We start from the raw sequence: 20,475 nt of genomic DNA, 5'->3' as shown, positions 1-20,475 counted from the left end.
TATTGTTTCCGAGATACTGTGTGAATCCATCGCTTATCGGGTAATATACAACCACCCTTTTTTGATGATATTTGTACCGGTATCCAATACATAATAATATGTACCGGCGGCTAATTTATCCGTAGCGACTGGGCTATTCACATTGGCAGTGCCATCCCACTCGTTTTTATAACTATTCACTTTATAGACTAATGAACCATATCTATTATACACTTCTAATTTATTGTTTGGATATTTCTCAATACAATCAATTCGGAACAAATCATTCTGGCCGTCATTGTTAGGGCTGAATTCATTGTACACAATCAGGCACAGAGGTTCTATCGTTGCTTCTGCAATATTGTTATTCGGATTGGCATCGATTGGATTTGAACTCTCCACACTGGCAACATTCAGGTATTCACCCTGCAGCAGTACTTTCACCGTCACCGAAAGGGTAGCGGATGTATTTGCAGCCAACGCTGGAATGTTCCATAAACCGGAAAGGTTATTATAACTTCCGTGGGATGCTGTGGCACTGATAAACTGATAACCGGAAGGAAGATGCTCGTTAACCACAATAGCGGTCAATTCGCCCAATCCTATATTATTTACAGTTATAGTGAACACAACATTGTCATCAATCATCGGTGTTGGATTGTCCACTGTTTTTGTGATGGTCAAATCTGAACAACTCGTAACGGCAACCTCTACTGATCCGGAACTGATCGTGTTACAAACTCCGGAATTTTGATAGGATAAATTAACGGATCCCGGCCCTACATTCTCCCAGGAGACGGTTACATAATTATCTGTCGCTGTTCCACCAGCGGTAATGGTTCCATTGGTAATGGTCCATATATAACCGGTCATGCCTGGGGCAGTGGTATAAGTAACGTCTTCGAATACACAAACATTACTATCATCAGTGCTACTGATTGCTGCCAAAGTACTGCCACCGGTTAAGGCTACAGAAATGGCAAGTCTTATAGAACTTTCACAACCTGTGTTCGGATTGGTTAAAGAAGCATAGTAGATTGTTCCGTTGACCAATGCTGTAGCTGGAGGGATTATCGTTCCACCAGTAGCGGCGGTATAAAATACCACGCCAGGTTCATTTACCTGAATACTGGATACCGTTGCGTTATTGGCACTACAAAATTGCTGTGTAAGATTGGTAGCAGTTGGTGTAGGGGCATTGTTTATAAGCACACTGATAGCCAATCGGACAGCGCTTTCACAGTTTCCATTTGTCAGTGACACATAATAGGTAGTGCCGCTTACTAAAGCTGTTCCGGGAGTTACTACGGTACCTCCTGAGGCAGCAGTATAAAAAATAACCCCAGTTTCATTTACCTGAATATCTGCTACTGTTGGATTATCAACTGCACAGAATTCCTGGGTAAGGTCATTTGTTGTTGGGGTTGGCACATTGCTTACTGTTACGGTGATGGCAAGCCTGATTGTACTTTCACAAGTACCGAGGACCTGTGAAGCATAATAGGTCGCTCCATTAACCAATGCGGTTGTTGGTGCTACGATGTTTCCACCGGTTGCTGCATCATAAAATACGACTCCGGTTTCATTCACCTGGATATTGGCTACAGTCGGTAATGTATTTGCACAAAATTGTTGTGTGAGGTTATTGGTCGTTGGCGTTGCTGCATTGTTTATTGTTACAGTAATCGCTAATCTCACACTACTTTGACAATTTGTTTCCGTATTGGTCAATGAAGCATAATAGGTTGAGCCATTAGTTAAGGCTGTGGTTGGTGCGACGATGTTTCCACTAGTAGCCGCGTCATAAAATACCACTCCGGTTTCATTTACCTGGATGTTAGCCACCGTTGGCAACGTACTGGCACAAAATTGTTGTGCGAGGTTATTAGTCGTTGGTGTTGCAGCATTATTTACATTTACTGTAATGGCTAATCTTACACTGCTTTGGCAATTTGTTTCCGTATTGGTTAATGAAGCGTAATAGGTACTTCCGTTAACTAATGCAGTGGTTGGCGTTACGATGTTTCCACCAGTTGCTGCATCGTAGAATACTACTCCAGTTTCATTGATCTGGATATTGGTTACAGTCGGTAATGTACTGGCACAAAATTGTTGTGTCGTGTTATTGGTTGTAGGCGTTGCCACATCGTTTACATTCACAGTAATGGCTAATCTTACGCTACTTTCGCAGTTTGTGGTTGGGTCGGTTAATGAAGCATAGTAAATCGTTCCATTGACTAATGGAGTGGTTGGTGCTACAATATTACCACCAGTTGCTGCATCGTAGAATACTACTCCAGTTTCATTCACCTGAATGTTGGCTACCGTTGGTAACGTACTGGCACAGAATTGCTGTGTAGCGTTATTAGTCGTTGGTGTCGCGGCATCATTTACATTGACAGTAATCGCTAATCTCACACTACTTTGACAATTTGTTTCCGTATTGGTTAATGAAGCGTAATAGGTACTTCCGTTAACTAATGCAGTGGTTGGCGTTACGATGTTTCCACCAGTAGCCACGTCATAAAATACCACTCCGGTCTCATTTACCTGGATGTTAGCCACCGTTGGTAACGTGCTGGCACAGAATTGTTGTGTAGCGTTATTAGTTGTAGGTGTTGCGGCATCGTTTACATTGACTGTAACCGCTAATCTTATGCTACTTTCACAGTTTGTGGTTGGGTCGGTAAGGGAAGCATAATAGATCGTTCCATTCACTAAGGCAGTCGTTGGTGTTATGATGTTTCCACCAGTTGCTGCATCGTAGAATACCACTCCTGTTTCATTTACCTGGATGTTGGCTACCGTTGGTAAAGTACTGGCACAGAATTGCTGTGTCGTGCTATTGGATGTAGGTGTTGCCGCATCGTTTACATTCACAGTAATGGCTAATCTTACGCTACTTTCACAGTTTGTGGTTGGGTCGGTTAATGAAGCATAGTAAATCGTTCCATTGACTAATGCAGTGGTTGGCGTTACGATGTTTCCTCCAGTTGCCGCATCGTAGAATACGACTCCGGTTTCATTTACCTGGATGTTAGCCACCGTTGGTAAGGTACTGGCACAGAATTGTTGTGTCGCGTTATTAGTTGTAGGCGTTGCGGCATCATTTACATTGACTGTAACCGCTAATCTCACACTACTTTGACAATTTGTTTCTGTATTGGTTAGTGAAGCATAGTAGATGTTTCCGTTAACTAATGCAGTGGTTGATGCTATGATATTACCACCAGTTGCCGCATCATAAAATATTACTCCGGTTTCATTCACCTGAATGTTAGCTACCGTTGGTAACGTACTGGCACAGAATTGTTGTGTAGCGTTATTGGTTGTAGGTGTTGCGGCATCGTTTACATTCACGGTAACTGCTAATCTCACACTACTTTGACAATTTGTTTCTGTATTAATCACTGAGGCGTAATAGGTTGTTCCGTTCACTAAGGCAGTCGTTGGCGTTACGATGTTTCCTCCAGTTGCCGCATCATAAAATACGACTCCGGTTTCATTTACCTGGATGTTAGCCACCGTTGGTAAGGTATTGGCACAGAATTGTTGTGTAGCGTTATTGGTTGTAGGTGTTGCCGCATCGTTTACATTGACAGTAACCGCTAATCTCACGCTACTTTCGCAATTTGTTTCCGTATTGGTCAATGAAGCATAATAGATCGTTCCATTGACTAAGGCAGTCGTTGGTGCTATGATGTTTCCACCAGTTGCTGCATCGTAGAATACGACTCCGGTTTCATTTACCTGGATGTTAGCCACCGTTGGTAAGGTACTGGCACAGAATTGTTGTGTCGCGTTATTGGTTGTAGGTGTTGCGGCATCGTTTACATTCACAGTAATCGCTAATCTTACGCTACTTTCGCAGTTTGTCTCTGAATTGGTTAGTGAAGCATAATAGATCGTTCCATTCACTAAGGCAGACGTTGGCGCTACAATATTACCACCAGTTGCTGCGTCGTAAAATACGACTCCTGTTTCATTCACCTGGATGTTAGCTACCGTTGGTAACGTACTGGCACAGAATTGTTGTGTCGCGTTATTGGTTGTAGGTGTTGCGGCGTCATTTACATTTACTGTAATGGCTAATCTTACGCTGCTTTCACAGTTTGTTTCTGTATTAATCACTGAGGCGTAATAGGTTGTTCCGTTCACTAAGGCAGTCGTTGGCGTTACGATGTTTCCTCCAGTTGCCGCATCATAAAATACGACTCCGGCTTCATTTACCTGGATGTTAGCCACTGTTGGTAACGTACTGGCACAGAATTGTTGTGTCGCGTTATTAGTTGTAGGTGTTGCGGCGTCATTTACATTTACTGTAATGGCTAATCTTACGCTGCTTTCACAGTTTGTGGTTGGATCGGTCAGTGAAGCATAATAGATCGTTCCATTCACTAAAGCAGTCGTTGGTGCTATGATATTTCCAGCGGTTGCTGCGTCGTAAAATACTACTCCGGCTTCATTCACCTGGATGTTAGCCACTGTTGGTAAGGTACTGGCACAGAATTGTTGTGTCGCGTTATTGGTTGTAGGCGTTGCGGCATCGTTTACATTCACAGTAACCGCTAATCTTACGCTGCTTTCACAGTTTGTGGTTGGGTCGGTAAGGGAAGCATAATAGATCGTTCCATTCACTAAAGCAGTCGTTGGCGCTATGATATTTCCAGCGGTTGCTGCGTCGTAAAATACTACTCCGGCTTCATTCACCTGGATGTTAGCCACTGTTGGTAAGGTACTGGCACAGAATTGTTGTGTCGCATTGTTAGTGGTTGGTGTTGCGGCATCGTTTACATTCACGGTAACTGCTAATCTTATGCTGCTTTCACAGTTTGTGGTTGGGTCGGTAAGTGAAGCATAATAGATCATTCCATTCACTAAGGCAGACGTTGGTGCTACAATATTACCACCAGTTGCTGCGTCGTAAAATACTACTCCGGCTTCATTTACCTGGATGTTAGCCACTGTTGGTAACGTACTGGCACAGAATTGTTGTGTCGCGTTATTGGTTGTAGGTGTTGCGGCATCGTTTACATTCACGGTAACTGCTAATCTTACGCTGCTTTCACAGTTTGTGGTTGGGTCGGTAAGGGAAGCATAATAGATCGTTCCATTCACTAAGGCAGTCGTTGGTGTTATGATGTTTCCACCAGTTGCTGCATCGTAGAATACCACTCCTGTTTCATTTACCTGGATGTTGGCTACCGTTGGTAAAGTGCTCGCACAGAATTGTTGTGTAGCATTGTTAGTGGATGGCGTTGCGGCATCGTTTACATTGACTGTAACCGCTAATCTTATGCTACTTTCACAGTTTGTGGTTGGATCCGTCAGCGATGCATAATAGATTGTGCCGTTGACTAAGGCAGTCGTTGGCGTTACAACAGCTCCACCAGTTGCTGCGTCGTAAAATACTACTCCGGTTTCATTCACCTGGATGTTAGCCACCGTTGGTAAGGTAGTGGCACAGAATTGTTGTGTCGTGTTATTGGTTGTAGGTGTTGCCGTATTATTTACCGTTATGGTTACGGCTTTTAAAGTCCCATCCAGATTGGTACAGGTAGTCGTACTTGCAACAGCGATATATAAAGTATAGGGGCTATTAGTTGCAGAGAGTCCTGAAATGGATAATGTCCCATCAGTTATCGTATAAAGCGCATTATTAATCGTTTGTCCACTGGTTATAGGCTGAGTGCTATCATTGCTGAGGTAATAGGTATAGACGGGATCGACTAATGTACTGTTTGGCGTAAGTGCAGCATCATTATTCAGGCATATTGCCACTGGATCAATCGTAATATCTGAAGCAATAGAAAAAGGAAGTAAAGTAAAGGTTACTGGTTTTCTGTCTTCCGCTGCGGTAGGGCAGTATTCATTGGAACGAACCCCAACATAATAGGTATAAGTGCCGGGAATCAATCCTGTTAAGGGTAATGTTGCTGCTGTTTGGCCAGGAACAAGTGTCATGATAGTACCATCATAGCTATACCATTCAAAAATTGGCGCAGTAAGCACAGGAGTAGTGGCCAATTGTACTGCTAATGCTACGGCACCTGTTGGGGCACAAATTTGAGTAGCAGTCGCACCGTTTATAGTAATAGTGCTAATCGCATTTGCAGGAGCATTCGCACCCACAATTACTTTAACAGGAGTGCGGGAGAAACTTTGGCAACCATACCGTACCGGCTGGATATAAAAAGTGTAGGTTCCTGCAGCATAACTGGCTGGGATAGTAAAAGAAGCTCCTGTAGAAAGTATATTTCCGGCTGTTTCTGCATCATACCAAACATAGGTCGTACAATTGTCTGCGGGAGCGGCCAACGTTACAACTTCATTGATACAGGCATTGATAGTATCAGAATTATTATTAATTTTTATGATCGCAGCACGACTGACTTCGTGTACGTTAAGTTCATTTAATACGGCTGCGACACCACCAATCCGGATTCTGATTCGATCAAACGGTGCAGTGCCTGAATTAACCAGGAGTTGTGCCTGCGCTCCGCCACCTAATAAAGATAGTGTAAGCAAATTGCTGGAATTGTCTATCGGGGCACCCACAGGAGTATCGCCTAAAAATTTCTGAATCGTAAATCCACTTAGTAAACCGAGGCTTAATAGCGTGGCATTTTTAGAGACAATAATTTTAACAACATCATTTGGCACCGAAGGGGTAGCGAAAGAGAAATCCATTTGAGCGGCAGCCAATACACCTACACCACAGGTCATTTTTGCGAAAGTAGCAGTATTTCCATCTATTGCGTTAAAAGGATCAAATACATTTACGGTAGCAGTAGCAGCACCGACACCTAAATCAACGACTCCCGATAACACATCATCAATGTCGTTCTGGCAGGCAATAGAAGTTGCTACTTCGGTATAATAGGCATCATATACTTTTACGCTTTGGGCAACGCTTAATACAGAACCAATAACGATACGTACTCCATCATAAGCTTTAGGGCCTGTATTATTGGAAGGAACAAAAGTGACTTCAAAGCTGTTTTGGCCCGGTAGTAAATTGAGTAATGATCCTGAAATAGACTGAATCGGGCCAATTTCAACCGGAGTTCCCGATCCATTTCTTTTAGTTCCAACTACTGAATACCCTCCTAATAATGTCAAAAGGCTATATTCAGAACCTAATTTAATAGTAACAGGTGTTCCTGCCGGTATCGTTTGTGGCCATTGCAGTGTTTGCCATGTAGTTCCAATTCCCAACAGTCCTACTCCGGTAGTTACTGTAGAATACGTTTGCATGTTTTGATCCACCGCATTTCCACCATTCATAACACCACCTGTAATGATAGTACCATCAGTTTGTGTAGTGGCAAAGTTGCGTTTGCTGAGTGGAAAACAGCTTGTTGGATCGACCACTGTTACCGTGACATTTTCAGTAACAGTACAGGTCCCAAGTGTTGCAATGATAGTGTAAGTATAAATTCCTGCTGTGGGGAACGGACCGACCGTATTGGATCCTACAAGAGCTCCTGAAGAATTGTAAAAGGCCAGCGTTCCGTTAGAGGTGGCAGCTATTGTCACCGTACTGCCCACATTGGTTACAAATGAATTGGTAGGAACGGTTAGCGTAGGTAATGGATTTACAGTTACGGCAACCGCAAGACGCTGTGAGGAACATATTCCGGAGGCATTCGATGCCTGGATGTAATACGTTCCGCTGGTCGTAATCGTTGTGACATCCTGTGTTGGTATCAACACATTAGAGGCATTATAAAAGGTATAGATTGTCGTGCCACTGGTATCCAGACTGAGAATAGCACTGGCAAGATCTGCTGATCCACAGGCTGCTAAATTCGCATTGACAGTAAGCGCTACCGGAGCCAAATAATTGACAGTCACCGGAGCAAGTGTGTTAGTGGCATTTTCACAGCTTCCATTTGTACTCACGGCGACATAATAGGTTTGCGGCGTATTAACAGCAGTTAATCCGCTTATAGCAAGTGTACCGGTAGTAGCATCTTTGACATAAGTAATACCTGGATTTCCGGGATAGCCCGTGAGGATTTCTGTAGTTTTGAGTTGATCTGTATAATAATGGAATGTAGGGTTTTGTAGTGATGTTTGAGGGACTAAAGTAACTTCTCCATTACAGGCAGCTACAGTGGCAGGAATAGTGATGTCAGAAGCTACTGGTAGCGTAATGACGGTAACAGTAACCGGAACCCGTGGTGATTCTAATGTACATCCTATTGTTGTAGCACTAACATAATAAGTAGTGGTTTGTGTTAAGGCAGGAGTTATAAAAGTAGCACCAGAGCCTAATGGCAGCCCAATCGCACTGCCACCTGTTGGTGTAGTGTACCAGCGTAACTGGGAAGTACTGTTTGTAGCTGCAATAATACTCGCGCTTTGTCCACTACAAACTACGGGATTCAGGGAAGCTGGATTGATAACCGGGGCTCCGGGAGTACGCGTGATTCCATACAAATCCAGTCTTTGGGTGAGGTTTATGTTGAGTAAAGAGCGGTAACTCACCCGGATACGGCTGGTGGGGGAAGAGGGAATAAATGGGATGACGGCTTCCTGTCCACCCTGTAGTAACCCTAAAAGGTCAACATTGAGCAAAGAGTTAAGGCTGACGACCTGTTCTCCAGTTTCAGTAACAGATACAATATCGATATTATTCGCTACGCCTAAAGCGAGCAATGAAGGATCTACTTTTAGACGAATGTTAAAAATATCGCCCGTTTGAGAAGGCTGGTCAAAATAAACTGTTTGCTGTACTGTGGCATTAACAGCGATAATACCAAAATTTAAGCGGGAGAAATTTGTAAGGTCACTGTCAATGGCATTCCCAGGATTAAGTACACCGGCACCTCCTACATTGATGAGATCCAGGTAAGGCCGCTACCATCAAATGCGGTAGCCGAAGCAATACCACAATCATTCCCGCTACTGCCAGAGATATAATAGGCATCATACACCTGGAGTGTCCTGTCCTGTGCAAGTCCCAATAGTGCCAGATAGCGGTTGGTAACCCTGATGCGATTGTAGGGAAGGGAAGGGGTGATGGCAATAAAATATTCATTATTGGCATTGACCAAAATCCGGGATCGTACAGTAGAAAAACCATTGTTAGAGCTTTCGTTAAGCTGAACCGTAGTTGTACCATTTTTTGCTTCTACGCTAAATTCCTGATTACCAATTAATACGGTACCGAGGACAGTGGATAATAAATTGCCTAAAGAGCCACCAAGTAGCGGGGACAGTAGGTTTTCCTGGGTTGTGATTTTAATGTAAGAAGTAGTGTTTGCCGGAAGTGTGGTTGGGTATTCCAATTCAATATAACCAGTTGTTGCTCCAACACCTAAGACGCCTGAGTTTGCAGTAAGCGTTGCACTGGTAGTAAGGTTACCATCAGTGGCGTTATTTGGGGCAGTCACTTGGGCTTGCCCGGATATCACAGTAGGATATACTTTGACAGATTGTGCTTTTGCTTCTTCGTTATTCAAAATTAACATAAATGATAACAAAAAGAACGTAATCTTACAAATTTTTTTAGGGGTAAAGTTTAATTTCATACGCTTTATTTTTTGGTAAAGTTCTGTTTTTTAATATTTTGGTAGGTCATTATGGCGATTTTAGGTTTTTTTACTTTTATATTTGTAGATTAAAACTGGTTAAATTAATTAAGAGAAGTTTAATGTTTGTTTAGGCGTTTTTTTTAAATTTTTAAAAAAAATAAAATATATTTGCTATACTATTTTTAGATTATTAAGATTTATCTATTAGTTAGTATGTTATTATTCAGAGTGTAATATTTTATAAACCCAAAATAAAAATTACATAGTTTAAAATATATTCAGATGAATTATTTAATGCCTAAGTAGTTCACGTTTTGTCATTTTGCCCCCTCCATAACCTACTTAATGTTGATTAATATAGAGCTAATAATTAACTTTTTTTATTTCAGGATAAAAATATAATACATTTTGCGAACATGCAAGTAAATAATTCTCTAAATGCGAATCTTATTATTACAAGATTAAAGAAGTCGCTTAAAATAAAGACCGATATTGAACTGTCACAGTTCCTTACTATAAAGCCTAACACAATATCTACCTGGAAAAAAAGGAACAGCGTTGATTTTAACTCCATAATCGCGATTTGTGAACTTTATGAGATTGATCTGAACTATCTTTTGTTAGGAAAAAAGTTTTATAAAGAAATGGACAGTGCACATTCTACAGAAACGGTATTGGTTTCCAAAGAAATTCTTTTTCAATACATATTAGGAACGGATAAAGGGCTATTGGACAACCTGCCACGGTATAACTTTCCATTTGTAAAATCGGATGCGACCCGGGCATTTCAGATCATGAGCAATAATATGTTTCCTACATTGGAAGAAAATTCTTTTGCGATATGCGAAGAAGCAAATATTGCTAACCTACAGGATGATAAAATTTATATTATCATTAGCCGTAAAAAAGGGATGTTTGTGAACAGGGTTAAAATGATTTCGGAATCGGATCAGTCGATTCAGCTTATAAATGATAATAATCCGCATGCAAGGACATTGTTATTTGATCTGGCTGATATAGATGAACTTTGGAAAGTAAAGTCTGTAATGTCCTGCGATATTAACAATACGAGTAATCTGAAATACTTTAATAATAAAATCAATACCCTGGAAAGCTTCGTTCAGAAAATTAAAAATTCTGAAAAAAATTACCTGTAAACTATAATTGGGAGTTCAGAGAAAACCAATTATATATTCAGGATGAAAATAGAGGTCAAGCCATTCTGATACCAACACCGGATTTCTGATATAATAAGGAATCCGGCTTTTCAGGCATTCTTCAATAGCCTGAAAAGTACTCAATGCGTGATAATTTCGGGAATGCATATAGGAATTGATAAATGATACTACCATATAACCATCATCGCTATCCAGTAAAGGATTCGGATGTGATCTTCCAACTGTAGCTTCCTTCTTTAAAGGATCCCAAGAGTAATTGTAATTCAGGTGTTTTTTGTAGTAGTTTAGCATAGTAATCCGTTTTAGATTAAACGTTCTAAAATAAAAATGCACTGAAAAAAAGAGCCATTGAAAAAGTATGTACGAAACTGCAAACGTTATAGTTTTTAAAATCTTCATTTTTTTTGGTTTTTATTCATACACTGCAGTAAAACACCTATAATATGTTATTGTTATCTCAGAAAAAAATGTAGATTTGTTAATCACACCCTACTTATGAAAACACTTAATTTCGTAAAATACTTGTTCTTATTGATAATAATAGTACTTGTTATTATTGAGGAAGTATTTGATTCCGGTAAAGAAGTCCATCTGCTTCTTTTAGGATTTGTATCCCTTATGATTCCAATTGGAATATTGGAAGTAACCAAATTATTGACCAATAAGCAATCGTATTCAGATTTGACTTTTAGGGAACTTATCTTTAAGAGGGAAGACGATATCTAATTTAAAGTGCTTAAAGCGATCAATAATATTGATTATTAGCAGTAAAATGTTGTAGCCCTATCTAAGGGATGCAGGTAATATTTGCTTGGTTATTTAAGTTTTTTTAAGTCGAATAGAAAAAACTTTTTCCTTACTTTTGAATCCTACACTAAAAAATATTGCCATGAGCAGAAAAGAAGAATATAAGGAAGAATACAAAGACTACTGGTGGGGAGAAAATGCACAGTTTTATCCTGGGCAACAATCCATAATAAAGTTAAGCACGCCACGTGTCCTGATACGTTATGAACTGGAAGATGTCCTCGAGGCTAACTTCAAAGAGTTTTTTGATAGTATCGAAGAAATTCATTGGCTGGATGGTAATGATCTTGAAGATACACAAAAAGAAACCATTCTAAAAGAAGCCTGGGACTTTCTGATTATTGAAGAACATCTTTTAGAGCAGGATCTGTTAGAAATGGATGATAACGACGACGACGACGAGGAATAGTAGTCCGATATAAAATAAAAAAGCCGTAATTATGATAGTAATTACGGCTTTTTTGTGCTTTAAAAGCATTACCTTATTTCAACCAAAAATGATGAGCCGCCCAATTATGATATCCAGCTTGGAATAATGTCATCTATCCCTCCTGTATTATAGGGTATTCCTGCTTGTAGTGCATTCGCATTGCGATATCCCGGTTTTCCTGATCAATACTATGTTTAACAACTTCGGCAAGTACTGGTCTTTATTTTCATCCCAGAAAACTTTTTCAAATCAAATTTCCCAGCTACTAAAATCGCTCGTATTTCTACCTGTCATAGAAAAACGGGTATTTATACTTAATTGCAAAAACGGATTTTGTTTTAGCTTGCACTCGTTAAGTATATGATTTTTATCGGATTATGATTCTTGAATTTGATTCCGTAAAAATTGTAATAATATGAAATAAGTGGAGACAGCAACCACTGTAATAAACGAGGCGGAATCCGAAAAGCCGGAGAGTAGGAAAAATAATAAAACAATAGCAATTATGTCAAATCAAGAAAGCCAAATTGGTGGATGGAGTCCATACCACGAACTTACAGCAGAAGATAAAAATGTATTCGAACAGGCAATCAAAAATATCCTGGGTGTAAAGTATACGCCAAAGATGGTATCTACTCAGGTTGTCGCAGGTGTAAATTATCGTTTTAGATGTGATGCTACAGTGCCACCATCGTATGCGATCTGGGAAGCTATTGTAGAAATTTATAAGCCATTGAATGGAGATCCGTATGTAACAGGGATCATTAGAATGTAAGATATTTTAATATCAAATAAAAGAGGCTGTCTCACAACTCGTGAAATAGCCTCTTTTTCTGTTTTTTACTCGACTCCTGTCGGAGCGCAGGTCTCAAATATGCAATTCTCAAGGACTTGTTATAGTTTTGAGACTCCCTCTTTTACGTATAAAATAGAAAAGCGAAGTTCTTGTATGTAGGCATTATCATTATTGACATATTTGTCCGTAATTTGTGTAAATATGGATACTACAGACACCAAACGAATTTCACGATTGACGGCAATCGTCACCCAATTGCAAACCAAACGGATTGTGACAGCTGGAGCGCTTGCGTCTAAATTTTCCGTTAGTGTCAGGACAATTTACAGGGATATCAGGGCACTCGAAGAGGCAGGAATCCCAATTGTGACGGAAGAAGGTAAAGGATATACGATGATGGAACACTATAGGCTTCCTCCGATTATGTTCTCAGAAGCCGAAGCCAATGCTTTGATTCTTGCGGAACAGCTGGTACTAAAAAATAGCGATACTTCCTTCATCCAGGATTATGCACAGGCTATTGATAAGATCAAAGCGGTATTGAAACAAAACCTAAAAGACAAGGCCAATTTACTGGCCGATCGCACCCGTTTCAGTCAGAATACAAACAGGGAGAGAAACAGCAGTAATTTATCCGATTTGCAATTTGCCCTGACGAATTTTTACCTTGCTAAAATAGAATATACCAACGAAGCAAATAGCACTACAAACAGGATTATTGAGCCTTTTGCATTACTAAGTACACAGGAAAACTGGCTGTTGGTAGCCAAATGCCGGTTGCGGGATGAATTTCGGTATTTCCGGCTGGACCGGATTAAAAAACTGGAAGTACTCCCGGATAAATTTGCCCCACACAATATGACGCTACAAGACTATTTCAACAAATATTATTAAGTTGTCCTGACCCCTGACATAGGGCTGTCACAGTATGCTATTACTTTTGTCCCAAACTAAAAAGGACAATAATAAATGAATAATTTATTTCACAAATCAGATGCTTCGGCGATCGTAATACGAATTGAAAAACTATTACCAACCGCAAAAAGGCAATGGGGAAAAATGACTGTAAACCAAATGTTGGCGCATTGTAGTGCGTCTCTCGAAACTGCTATGGGATTGCATCGGCCTAAAAGATTAGGATTTGTTGGGCGTACTTTTGGGAAGTTATTGAAACCTAAATTTTTCAGTGATAAACCATTTCCTAAAAATGGGACAACCGATAAGAGTTATATCATTACAGGCACTCCGGACTTTGAAACCGGGAAGGCCCAACTGCTACAACAAATTCAATTGTTTTCTGAAGTTGGCCCGGCACAATGTACCACGCATCCACATGCATTTTTTGGAATCCTTACGCCTGAAGAATGGGCCGTTATGCAATGGAAACATTTTGATCACCATTTAAGGCAGTTTGGGGCTTAATTAGCACTATGAGTAAGAAAGAAAAAGAGATACGGACAGTTTGTCCCGGAAGCCGGGCTGATTGGAGGTTGTGGTTAGAAAAAAATCATAGCTCGGAGCAGTCTGTCTGGTTGATTTACCATAAAAAGCAGTCTAATGTTTCTACTGTAAGCTACAGTGATGCTGTAGACGAAGCCCTTTGTTTTGGGTGGATCGATAGTACAAAAAAAGCTATTGATGATCGTACCTTTATGCAATTTTTCTGCAAACGAAAACCAAATAGTGTCTGGTCTAAAATAAACAAAGGTAAAGTACAAAGCTTAATAGAAGAAAGGCTCATGACGGTAGCCGGTTATAACAGTATTGAAACAGCCAAACAAAATGGCTCCTGGCTCATCCTGGACGATGTGGAAGAATTGAAAATCCCTACAGACCTGGAAGAAGCATTCAAAACCCAGCCAGGCTCATTTGACTTCTTTTTAGGATTGAGTAAGTCCGTACGGAAGAGTATATTACAATGGCTCGTGCTTGCCAAACGTCAGGAAACCAGGCAAAAACGGATTGCTGAAATAGCAACACTTGCAGCAGAAAGGCGTAAGCCAAAACAATTTTGATAAATATTATATAAATGTCTGTTCATAAGATTTATAGCAGTATTGGCCGCTTGATGCTTCCGTTCAAAATTTCAGCCCGGGTTGCCACTTTTTGATGTTCCGTGTTTTCAGCGTGTTTAGAGAGCCAGAAAAAGTGAGTATACATGGGGGAAGTAGGTATAGTTGGTGTTTTTAATCACTTAAATAATACATATTGCGTATCAAGAATTCTAAAAATTATACCTTTGATTAAGAGTAGAATCCCGTAAAACACTTTAGACATGTTCACAGAAAAATTGCTAAAACAAATTGATTTCATCAAAGAAATAGATAAAGTAAAATATATTCAGCGCAAGACCAGATTGTTCAATAGTAATAGGCATGAAAATGATGCGGAACATAGTTGGCACCTGGCTTTAATGGCAATCGTTCTATCAGAACATTCCAATGAAGCTATTGATATTCTAAAAGTAATAAAAATGGTTCTAATTCATGATATTGTTGAAATTGATGCCGGTGATACTTTTATTTATGATACTCAAAAAGACCATCAAAACACAAAGGATGAACGATTGGCAGCAAACCGAATTTTTGGTATGTTACCTGAGGAACAGTCCAAAGAATTTATTATGATATGGGAAGAATTTGAAGCAGGAGAGACGAAGGAAGCTAAGTTTGCCAAAGCAATGGACAGGTTGGAACCACTGTTGCAAAATAGTTCCAATAATGGAGGGACATGGGAAGAATACGGGGTGAAGTATGAAAAAGTATATGAAAAAAAGAGCGTGATAAAGGAGGGCTCAAATGTGATATGGAGTTACGCTGAAAAGCTGATTGATGATAGTGTTGAAAGTGGAATTTTAAAGAAGTAAAGACAAAAATAAACAAGGCTGATTTTAATTTAGATTGAGCTCCATTTCATACTGTTTGATAATAAAAATACCTGTTGTCAATTTACGTTATCCGATTGCATGGATCATCCGAGGGTTGCTACTTTTTTTATGTCCCGTGCTTCCAATGTTTTTTTAGGGAATCCGACTTTTACAGTAGCAATCATTGCCCTGCCTATTTCCCTAATGGAACATCCGGTATAAAAGAGATTCAGTAACGGGTACATCAGTTTGATGTATTTATTGTAACCTTTTAAGTGTACCTGATTTTTATCGGGCATCATCAGACTGGGGCGGAAATTATACTGATCCCTGAATCCCATTTTACCAAGTGCATTTTCAGTTTTTCCTTTAACACGAGCCCACATTATTTTACCCGTTTCCGTGCTGTCTGTATGAGCTCCCGATACAAAGTCGAATACAATATCTGGATTTAGGTGTAGTAGAATTTGTGCAAAATGTAATGTGGTATCATAGGTAATCCGGGTATAATCCGGTTCATTTATCCCTACGCTACTGATGCCAGCGCAATAGAAACACGCATCATAACCAGAGAGATTGTCATCACCATCTTTGAGTGCAAGGAATTCAGGAATAAGATATTCGCTTAGCTTAGGATGCACCATTCCACTTGTTTTCCGTCCGACATAGCGAACAGCAGTTACATGTTCATTATTGAGGCATTCAATCAGAATCCCTTCACCTACCATTCCGGTAGCACCTGTTATAATAATTTTCATGAGTTTACTTTTAGAGTTTCCAGTGCAGCAACACTTACGGCAGCAAAACGTAAGCCAAAACAATTTTGATAGAGTAATGCTATCGCTTATAAAGTAAGTTAGCCGTATCTATAAACAAAGCGTAGTAGAGGCCACTCTTCCCTTTGTTGGTACTGTAGTCAGATATTATAATATGATCTTTTGATTAATTCCATATTTCATTCCGCTCCGTCAATACAATTGGTGTACCATCAGTCACAACAATAGTATGTTCGTGTTGCGCCATAAAACCACCCTTATTTCCTACCATAGTCCAGCCGTCCTGTAGGGTTTCGGCAAATGTGGAAGTGGTTGAAATAAATGTTTCTATAGCCACTACAGAATTTTTCTTAAATCGTGCAAGGTTAAACCGATCCCTGAAATTAGGGATTTCGCTTGGCTCCTCGTGAAGGCTTCGGCCTATTCCGTGTCCGGTCAGGTTTTTAACAACTTTGTAGCCTCGTTTTTTGGCTTCCGTTTCAATTAAAAATCCCACGTCTGAAATTCGAATTCCCCCTTTTATAGTTGCAATAGCTTTATGTAAAATTTCTTTTGAAGCCTCAATAAGTTTTTGATGTTGGTTGATGTCAGTTCCAATAACAAATGACCCTCCGTTATCCGACCAATAACCGTCTAATTCTGCGGATACATCAATATTGATTAAATCACCTTCCTGAAGTATTGTCTTGTCTGATGGTATACCGTGGCAAAATTCATTATTTACGCTGATGCACGTCCAGCCCGGGAAGCCGTAGGTCAGATAAGGGGCTGATTTTGCTCCTAAATCATTTAAGATTTGTCCGCCAAAGTTGTCTAATTCTTTTGTTGTCATACCCGGTTGGGCATAGTTTCTCATTTCCTTCAAAGTGTAAGCAACCACTTCGCTTGCCTTTTGCATGCCGATTAATTCGGATTCGGTCGTTATGGACATATTTCTTTTGATTAAGGAGTTGTTATTTCATGTAAAAGCCTGTCAGTAAATACGCTACGGATTTTGTTGCCGGAACGTGATAGTGAACACTTTCTGTCAGACAAAACGAAGTTATGAAAAAGAAAGATTCCGGCAAGTACAAAACAGGCGATTTCACCGGTTCTGATCTATTTACTGAGAAATAAATTCAATTGTATTAGAAGGCATGCCGTTTCTTTAAAGGAAATTTAATTTAGATTTAGCTGCATTTCATACTGTTTAATATAAACATCCATTCCTATACCGGTCATAAATTTTAAAACTTCTGCGGAACTGTCTTCGATATTGAGGAAGGCAATAGCGGCTTCATGGTTACTTGAAATGTACGCTAAAAGTTCCCGGGCAATACCGCTGTTTCTGTAGTTTTTGTCAACGGCAAGTTGGTGGATTCGCTTTGACTTAGGGTTATAAATGGTATAGCCAATTAATGTTTCATTATCATAAATTCCAATGGAGACGTTGGATTGTTTTAGTTGTTCAACCGCTGTTAGAGAGTTTTGCCAAGTGGGTTTAAAGTCCCAAAAAGACTGGAATTTGAGCCAGTCATAGGCTTCTAATTCCCGAATTTCAAAGTCATGATTTGTCGTGGAGGTATTTAGTACACCTTTGAAACAGTTCAATTGCCTGATAATTTTAAATCCAATGTTCTGATACGTTTTTACTGCAGTCTCATTTGTAGTAATCACTTCCAGTACTACTTTGTCAATACTATTGTTGTGCAAAATGGGCAGGATATAATCATACATTTTAGAAGTTAATCTATTGCCTCTTTTAGCTGGGATTACACCCGTTCCGGCATTATAGACAACTTTAAAACCGTCAATAATGTCATAACCATGCAGTGAAAAAGCAATTAGCTGATTATCCTCAAATGCGCCTACCGAAAATTCCAGCCTTACACTATCACTTTTTATTTTATCCTGTAATTGTTCTTTAGTGAGGTGAAAAGGGACGATATAGTCAGAAAATGATAAATTGAAAACCTCTAAAAGTGTTTCTATCGAAATATTCTCTAATGTTTGTAGTGTGATCATAAAAATTACTGTAAAATTATTGCGTCCGTTGCATAATTATGGGGGTTCCCTTTTTGCGGGATAAACGCTAAAGGTAAGGGTTTACAATACTACTAAAAAATCGAATATAATTCTTACAGTTTTTATTGAATTGTATTCAGTTTTCCGGAAAAAATTAAAAGAATTGTTGTAATATATCCTTTTCCTGAACGGTATTATTCATTAGGCATTATTCGATTTTTTTCTATATTCGCGTTTCGGGATTTAATGTCCCGGTTGAACAATAAAACGTAAAAGATATCAATTAGATTAACAAGGAACTTACATATAAAAGAAAAGAAAATCAATATGAAAAAATTAATAGTACTTCTGGCAATTATGCTAACTACGATGCAATTAAAAGCACAAGATTACTTTAAGCCTATTGATTCTATTATGAAACTGTACGATGGTAAAAATAAACCGGGTTTTACAGTCTTAGTGAGTAAAAATGGTAAAGTACTCTACAGCAAACAGGCAGGTTATGCTAATCTTGAAGGTAAAGAGAAGATCACCGATAAGACGGTTTTCGCGATTGCCTCTACATCTAAGCAATTTACAGCGGCATGCATCGTATTATTGGAACAACAGGGTAAACTGAATTTTAACGATAATCTGCGGAAATACATACCCGAGTTTCCTGAATATGCGGAAAGAATAACTATCAATCAATTGCTGAATCATACTGGCGGATTAAAAGACTACCGCTCCCTTGCCATGTTAAGAGGTGACAATTCAGAAGATTATAGTGCGAAACAGATAAAAAAGATGCTTATTGCGCAGGATCTCAATGATGAACCCGGAGCCAATTGGAATTACAGCAATTCTGGCTATTGGTGCTTAGGACAAATCATAGAAAAAGTTTCAGGTATGAGTGTGGGCGCATTTGCTGAAAAAAATATTTTCCGTCCACTTAAAATGAAAAACACACGCTATGTTTTAAGGTCAAACAATACCGTCAAAAATGCCGCTATCGGGTATGAAAATAATGAAAAGGGGTATAGCCCAAGTGAAATAGATGAGTTTTTTGTTGGAGGTGCAGGAGTGTACAGTACTGCAAACGATCTTCAAAAGTGGCTTTTTGAAATGCAAACGCACCATGTTTTTGGGGATGCATTTTGGAAGGCAATGGTAGCAGGAAATCCTGCTCAGGGTAAAGGGTTCGTATATACTAAAGGGTTGTTTAATCTAAAATACGCAAACCATACCATGATTAATCACGGGGGCGATGTGGTAGGGTTTCATTGTATAACGGCTTACTTTCCGGATGATAAGATCGCTATTGTAGTGTTGTCCAATGATGATGATTTCGAGCGATATCCAGTTTTAGGGGCAGCGGTAGATCTGTTGCTGGGAGACAAATACGACTATCCAAAAGTAGCAAATGCAACTGACACAGTAGCAAAGATTCAGGCAGAAGCTGTGACAATTGATCCGGCTATACAGGAAAGCTATGTTGGCAACTATGAGCTTTCGTCAGGTTATGTAATTAAAATAACAATTGAAGAGGGCAAATTAAAGATGACACAACTCTGGAACAAGGTTGGTTTATTGCTTCAGCCAGCTAAAGAAGAGCATCATTTTAATGTTGAAGATCTTAGCCTTATTTTTAGCGGCTTTAAGTTGGGCAAAGCTACGGAGTTACGCATAGTGGGCGATGGGGAAAATAGCCTCTTCAAACGTTTGGATAAAGATCCTGATGTAACGATCTACGACAAATATACGGGTTCATTTTATTGCAAATCACTAGACTCCAAGATAACTTTATTTACTGAAAACGGCATACTGTATTACAGGATGGGAGACAAGGAGTCTTATAGTGCAAGCCCACCCCAGGCTGAAGATTTATTTTCCACCTCACATGGTAAAATTACTTTTATCAAGGACGAAAAAGGAGAATTTACCGCTTTTACCTTAAGTCACCCGAGAGCGATAAATATGCAGTTTGTAAAACAAAACGCCATTAAATAATTTTAGGATACCAGCTTATAATTATAAATTTTGACAACTCGGAATACCATAAAAAAAGCCTGCAAATATAATAATGTGCAGGCTTTTTTGTGAAATGATCAGGATCTC

The 20,475-nt window shown here is 39.5% G+C and carries 15 protein-coding genes; 9 read left to right on the top strand and 6 right to left on the bottom strand.

Annotation, left to right across the window (positions count from 1 at the left end; translation table 11 throughout):
• Positions 1-33: 33 nt before the first annotated feature.
• On the bottom strand, positions 34-8,643 hold the full coding sequence (locus tag FK004_RS16595) for an Ig-like domain-containing protein (protein ID WP_108738265.1): 8,610 nt from the start codon (positions 8,641-8,643) through the stop codon (positions 34-36).
• 173 nt (positions 8,644-8,816) lie between these two features.
• Positions 8,817-9,518 carry a hypothetical protein gene (locus FK004_RS16590; RefSeq protein WP_157956139.1) on the bottom strand — a complete coding sequence of 234 codons (702 nt, stop codon included), beginning with the start codon at positions 9,516-9,518 and terminating at the stop codon, positions 8,817-8,819.
• Positions 9,519-9,937: 419 nt separating this feature from the next.
• Between FK004_RS16590 and FK004_RS16585 the strand changes: the two genes are divergently transcribed.
• Positions 9,938-10,678 (top strand): LexA family transcriptional regulator, encoded by a 741-nt coding sequence (locus FK004_RS16585; protein ID WP_108738263.1) that lies wholly within the window; start codon positions 9,938-9,940, stop codon positions 10,676-10,678.
• 15 nt (positions 10,679-10,693) lie between these two features.
• Here the strand turns inward: FK004_RS16585 and FK004_RS16580 are convergent, their stop codons facing one another.
• Complete coding sequence (locus FK004_RS16580) at positions 10,694-10,990, bottom strand: hypothetical protein (RefSeq protein ID WP_108738262.1); 297 nt, start codon at positions 10,988-10,990, stop codon at positions 10,694-10,696.
• A gap of 204 nt (positions 10,991-11,194) precedes the next feature.
• Here FK004_RS16580 and FK004_RS16575 point away from each other — a divergent pair, with 204 nt between their 5' ends.
• The 7 genes from FK004_RS16575 to FK004_RS16545 all read left to right on the top strand — a co-directional run bounded on the left by FK004_RS16575 (position 11,195) and on the right by FK004_RS16545 (position 15,598).
• Positions 11,195-11,425 (top strand): hypothetical protein, encoded by a 231-nt coding sequence (locus tag FK004_RS16575; protein WP_108738261.1) that lies wholly within the window; start codon positions 11,195-11,197, stop codon positions 11,423-11,425.
• Between the two features lie 163 nt (positions 11,426-11,588).
• Complete coding sequence (locus FK004_RS16570) at positions 11,589-11,915, top strand: hypothetical protein (RefSeq protein ID WP_108738260.1); 327 nt, start codon at positions 11,589-11,591, stop codon at positions 11,913-11,915.
• 526 nt (positions 11,916-12,441) lie between these two features.
• Positions 12,442-12,711: a hypothetical protein gene (locus FK004_RS16565; RefSeq protein WP_108738259.1), complete on the top strand. Its 270-nt coding sequence runs from the start codon at positions 12,442-12,444 to the stop codon at positions 12,709-12,711.
• Between the two features lie 222 nt (positions 12,712-12,933).
• A complete protein-coding gene (locus FK004_RS16560; protein ID WP_108738258.1) occupies positions 12,934-13,626 on the top strand; it encodes a helix-turn-helix transcriptional regulator in 693 nt (230 codons plus the stop codon).
• A gap of 75 nt (positions 13,627-13,701) precedes the next feature.
• Positions 13,702-14,154 carry a DUF1569 domain-containing protein gene (locus tag FK004_RS16555; RefSeq protein WP_108738257.1) on the top strand — a complete coding sequence of 151 codons (453 nt, stop codon included), beginning with the start codon at positions 13,702-13,704 and terminating at the stop codon, positions 14,152-14,154.
• A gap of 8 nt (positions 14,155-14,162) precedes the next feature.
• Entirely contained in the window at positions 14,163-14,747 is a 585-nt protein-coding gene (locus FK004_RS16550; protein ID WP_108738256.1) for a YdeI/OmpD-associated family protein, read from the top strand.
• A 260-nt stretch (positions 14,748-15,007) separates the two neighbouring features.
• Entirely contained in the window at positions 15,008-15,598 is a 591-nt protein-coding gene (locus tag FK004_RS16545; RefSeq protein ID WP_108738255.1) for an HD domain-containing protein, read from the top strand.
• A gap of 104 nt (positions 15,599-15,702) precedes the next feature.
• On the opposite strand, the gene FK004_RS16540 is transcribed toward FK004_RS16545, so the two are convergent.
• The 3 genes from FK004_RS16540 to FK004_RS16530 all read right to left on the bottom strand — a co-directional run bounded on the left by FK004_RS16540 (position 15,703) and on the right by FK004_RS16530 (position 18,378).
• On the bottom strand, positions 15,703-16,356 hold the full coding sequence (locus FK004_RS16540) for a Rossmann-fold NAD(P)-binding domain-containing protein (RefSeq protein WP_108738254.1): 654 nt from the start codon (positions 16,354-16,356) through the stop codon (positions 15,703-15,705).
• 184 nt (positions 16,357-16,540) lie between these two features.
• Positions 16,541-17,305 (bottom strand): type I methionyl aminopeptidase, encoded by a 765-nt coding sequence (gene map / locus FK004_RS16535; RefSeq protein ID WP_108738253.1) that lies wholly within the window; start codon positions 17,303-17,305, stop codon positions 16,541-16,543.
• A gap of 227 nt (positions 17,306-17,532) precedes the next feature.
• A complete protein-coding gene (locus tag FK004_RS16530; RefSeq protein ID WP_108738252.1) occupies positions 17,533-18,378 on the bottom strand; it encodes a GNAT family N-acetyltransferase in 846 nt (281 codons plus the stop codon).
• 327 nt (positions 18,379-18,705) lie between these two features.
• Between FK004_RS16530 and FK004_RS16525 the strand changes: the two genes are divergently transcribed.
• A complete protein-coding gene (locus tag FK004_RS16525; RefSeq protein WP_108738251.1) occupies positions 18,706-20,367 on the top strand; it encodes a serine hydrolase domain-containing protein in 1,662 nt (553 codons plus the stop codon).
• Positions 20,368-20,475 lie beyond the last annotated feature (108 nt).

Source organism: Flavobacterium kingsejongi (genome assembly GCF_003076475.1).
In the GTDB taxonomy this organism is placed as follows: Bacteria; Bacteroidota; Bacteroidia; order Flavobacteriales; family Flavobacteriaceae; genus Flavobacterium; species Flavobacterium kingsejongi.
The sequence above is the reverse complement of the archived record's forward strand: the minus strand, read 5'-3'. Positions and strand labels throughout refer to the sequence as shown.

Excerpts from the sequence above, each read along its gene's own strand:
- FK004_RS16590 (WP_157956139.1), bottom strand. The coding sequence starts at position 9,518 with ATGAAATTAAACTTTACCCCTAAAAAAATTTGTAAGATTACGTTCTTT.
- FK004_RS16585 (WP_108738263.1), top strand. The coding sequence starts at position 9,938 with ATGCAAGTAAATAATTCTCTAAATGCGAATCTTATTATTACAAGATTA.
- FK004_RS16580 (WP_108738262.1), bottom strand. The coding sequence starts at position 10,990 with ATGCTAAACTACTACAAAAAACACCTGAATTACAATTACTCTTGGGAT.
- FK004_RS16575 (WP_108738261.1), top strand. The coding sequence starts at position 11,195 with ATGAAAACACTTAATTTCGTAAAATACTTGTTCTTATTGATAATAATA.
- FK004_RS16570 (WP_108738260.1), top strand. The coding sequence starts at position 11,589 with ATGAGCAGAAAAGAAGAATATAAGGAAGAATACAAAGACTACTGGTGG.
- FK004_RS16565 (WP_108738259.1), top strand. The coding sequence starts at position 12,442 with ATGTCAAATCAAGAAAGCCAAATTGGTGGATGGAGTCCATACCACGAA.
- FK004_RS16560 (WP_108738258.1), top strand. The coding sequence starts at position 12,934 with ATGGATACTACAGACACCAAACGAATTTCACGATTGACGGCAATCGTC.
- FK004_RS16555 (WP_108738257.1), top strand. The coding sequence starts at position 13,702 with ATGAATAATTTATTTCACAAATCAGATGCTTCGGCGATCGTAATACGA.
- FK004_RS16550 (WP_108738256.1), top strand. The coding sequence starts at position 14,163 with ATGAGTAAGAAAGAAAAAGAGATACGGACAGTTTGTCCCGGAAGCCGG.
- FK004_RS16545 (WP_108738255.1), top strand. The coding sequence starts at position 15,008 with ATGTTCACAGAAAAATTGCTAAAACAAATTGATTTCATCAAAGAAATA.
- FK004_RS16540 (WP_108738254.1), bottom strand. The coding sequence starts at position 16,356 with ATGAAAATTATTATAACAGGTGCTACCGGAATGGTAGGTGAAGGGATT.
- map (WP_108738253.1), bottom strand. The coding sequence starts at position 17,305 with ATGTCCATAACGACCGAATCCGAATTAATCGGCATGCAAAAGGCAAGC.
- FK004_RS16530 (WP_108738252.1), bottom strand. The coding sequence starts at position 18,378 with ATGATCACACTACAAACATTAGAGAATATTTCGATAGAAACACTTTTA.
- FK004_RS16525 (WP_108738251.1), top strand. The coding sequence starts at position 18,706 with ATGAAAAAATTAATAGTACTTCTGGCAATTATGCTAACTACGATGCAA.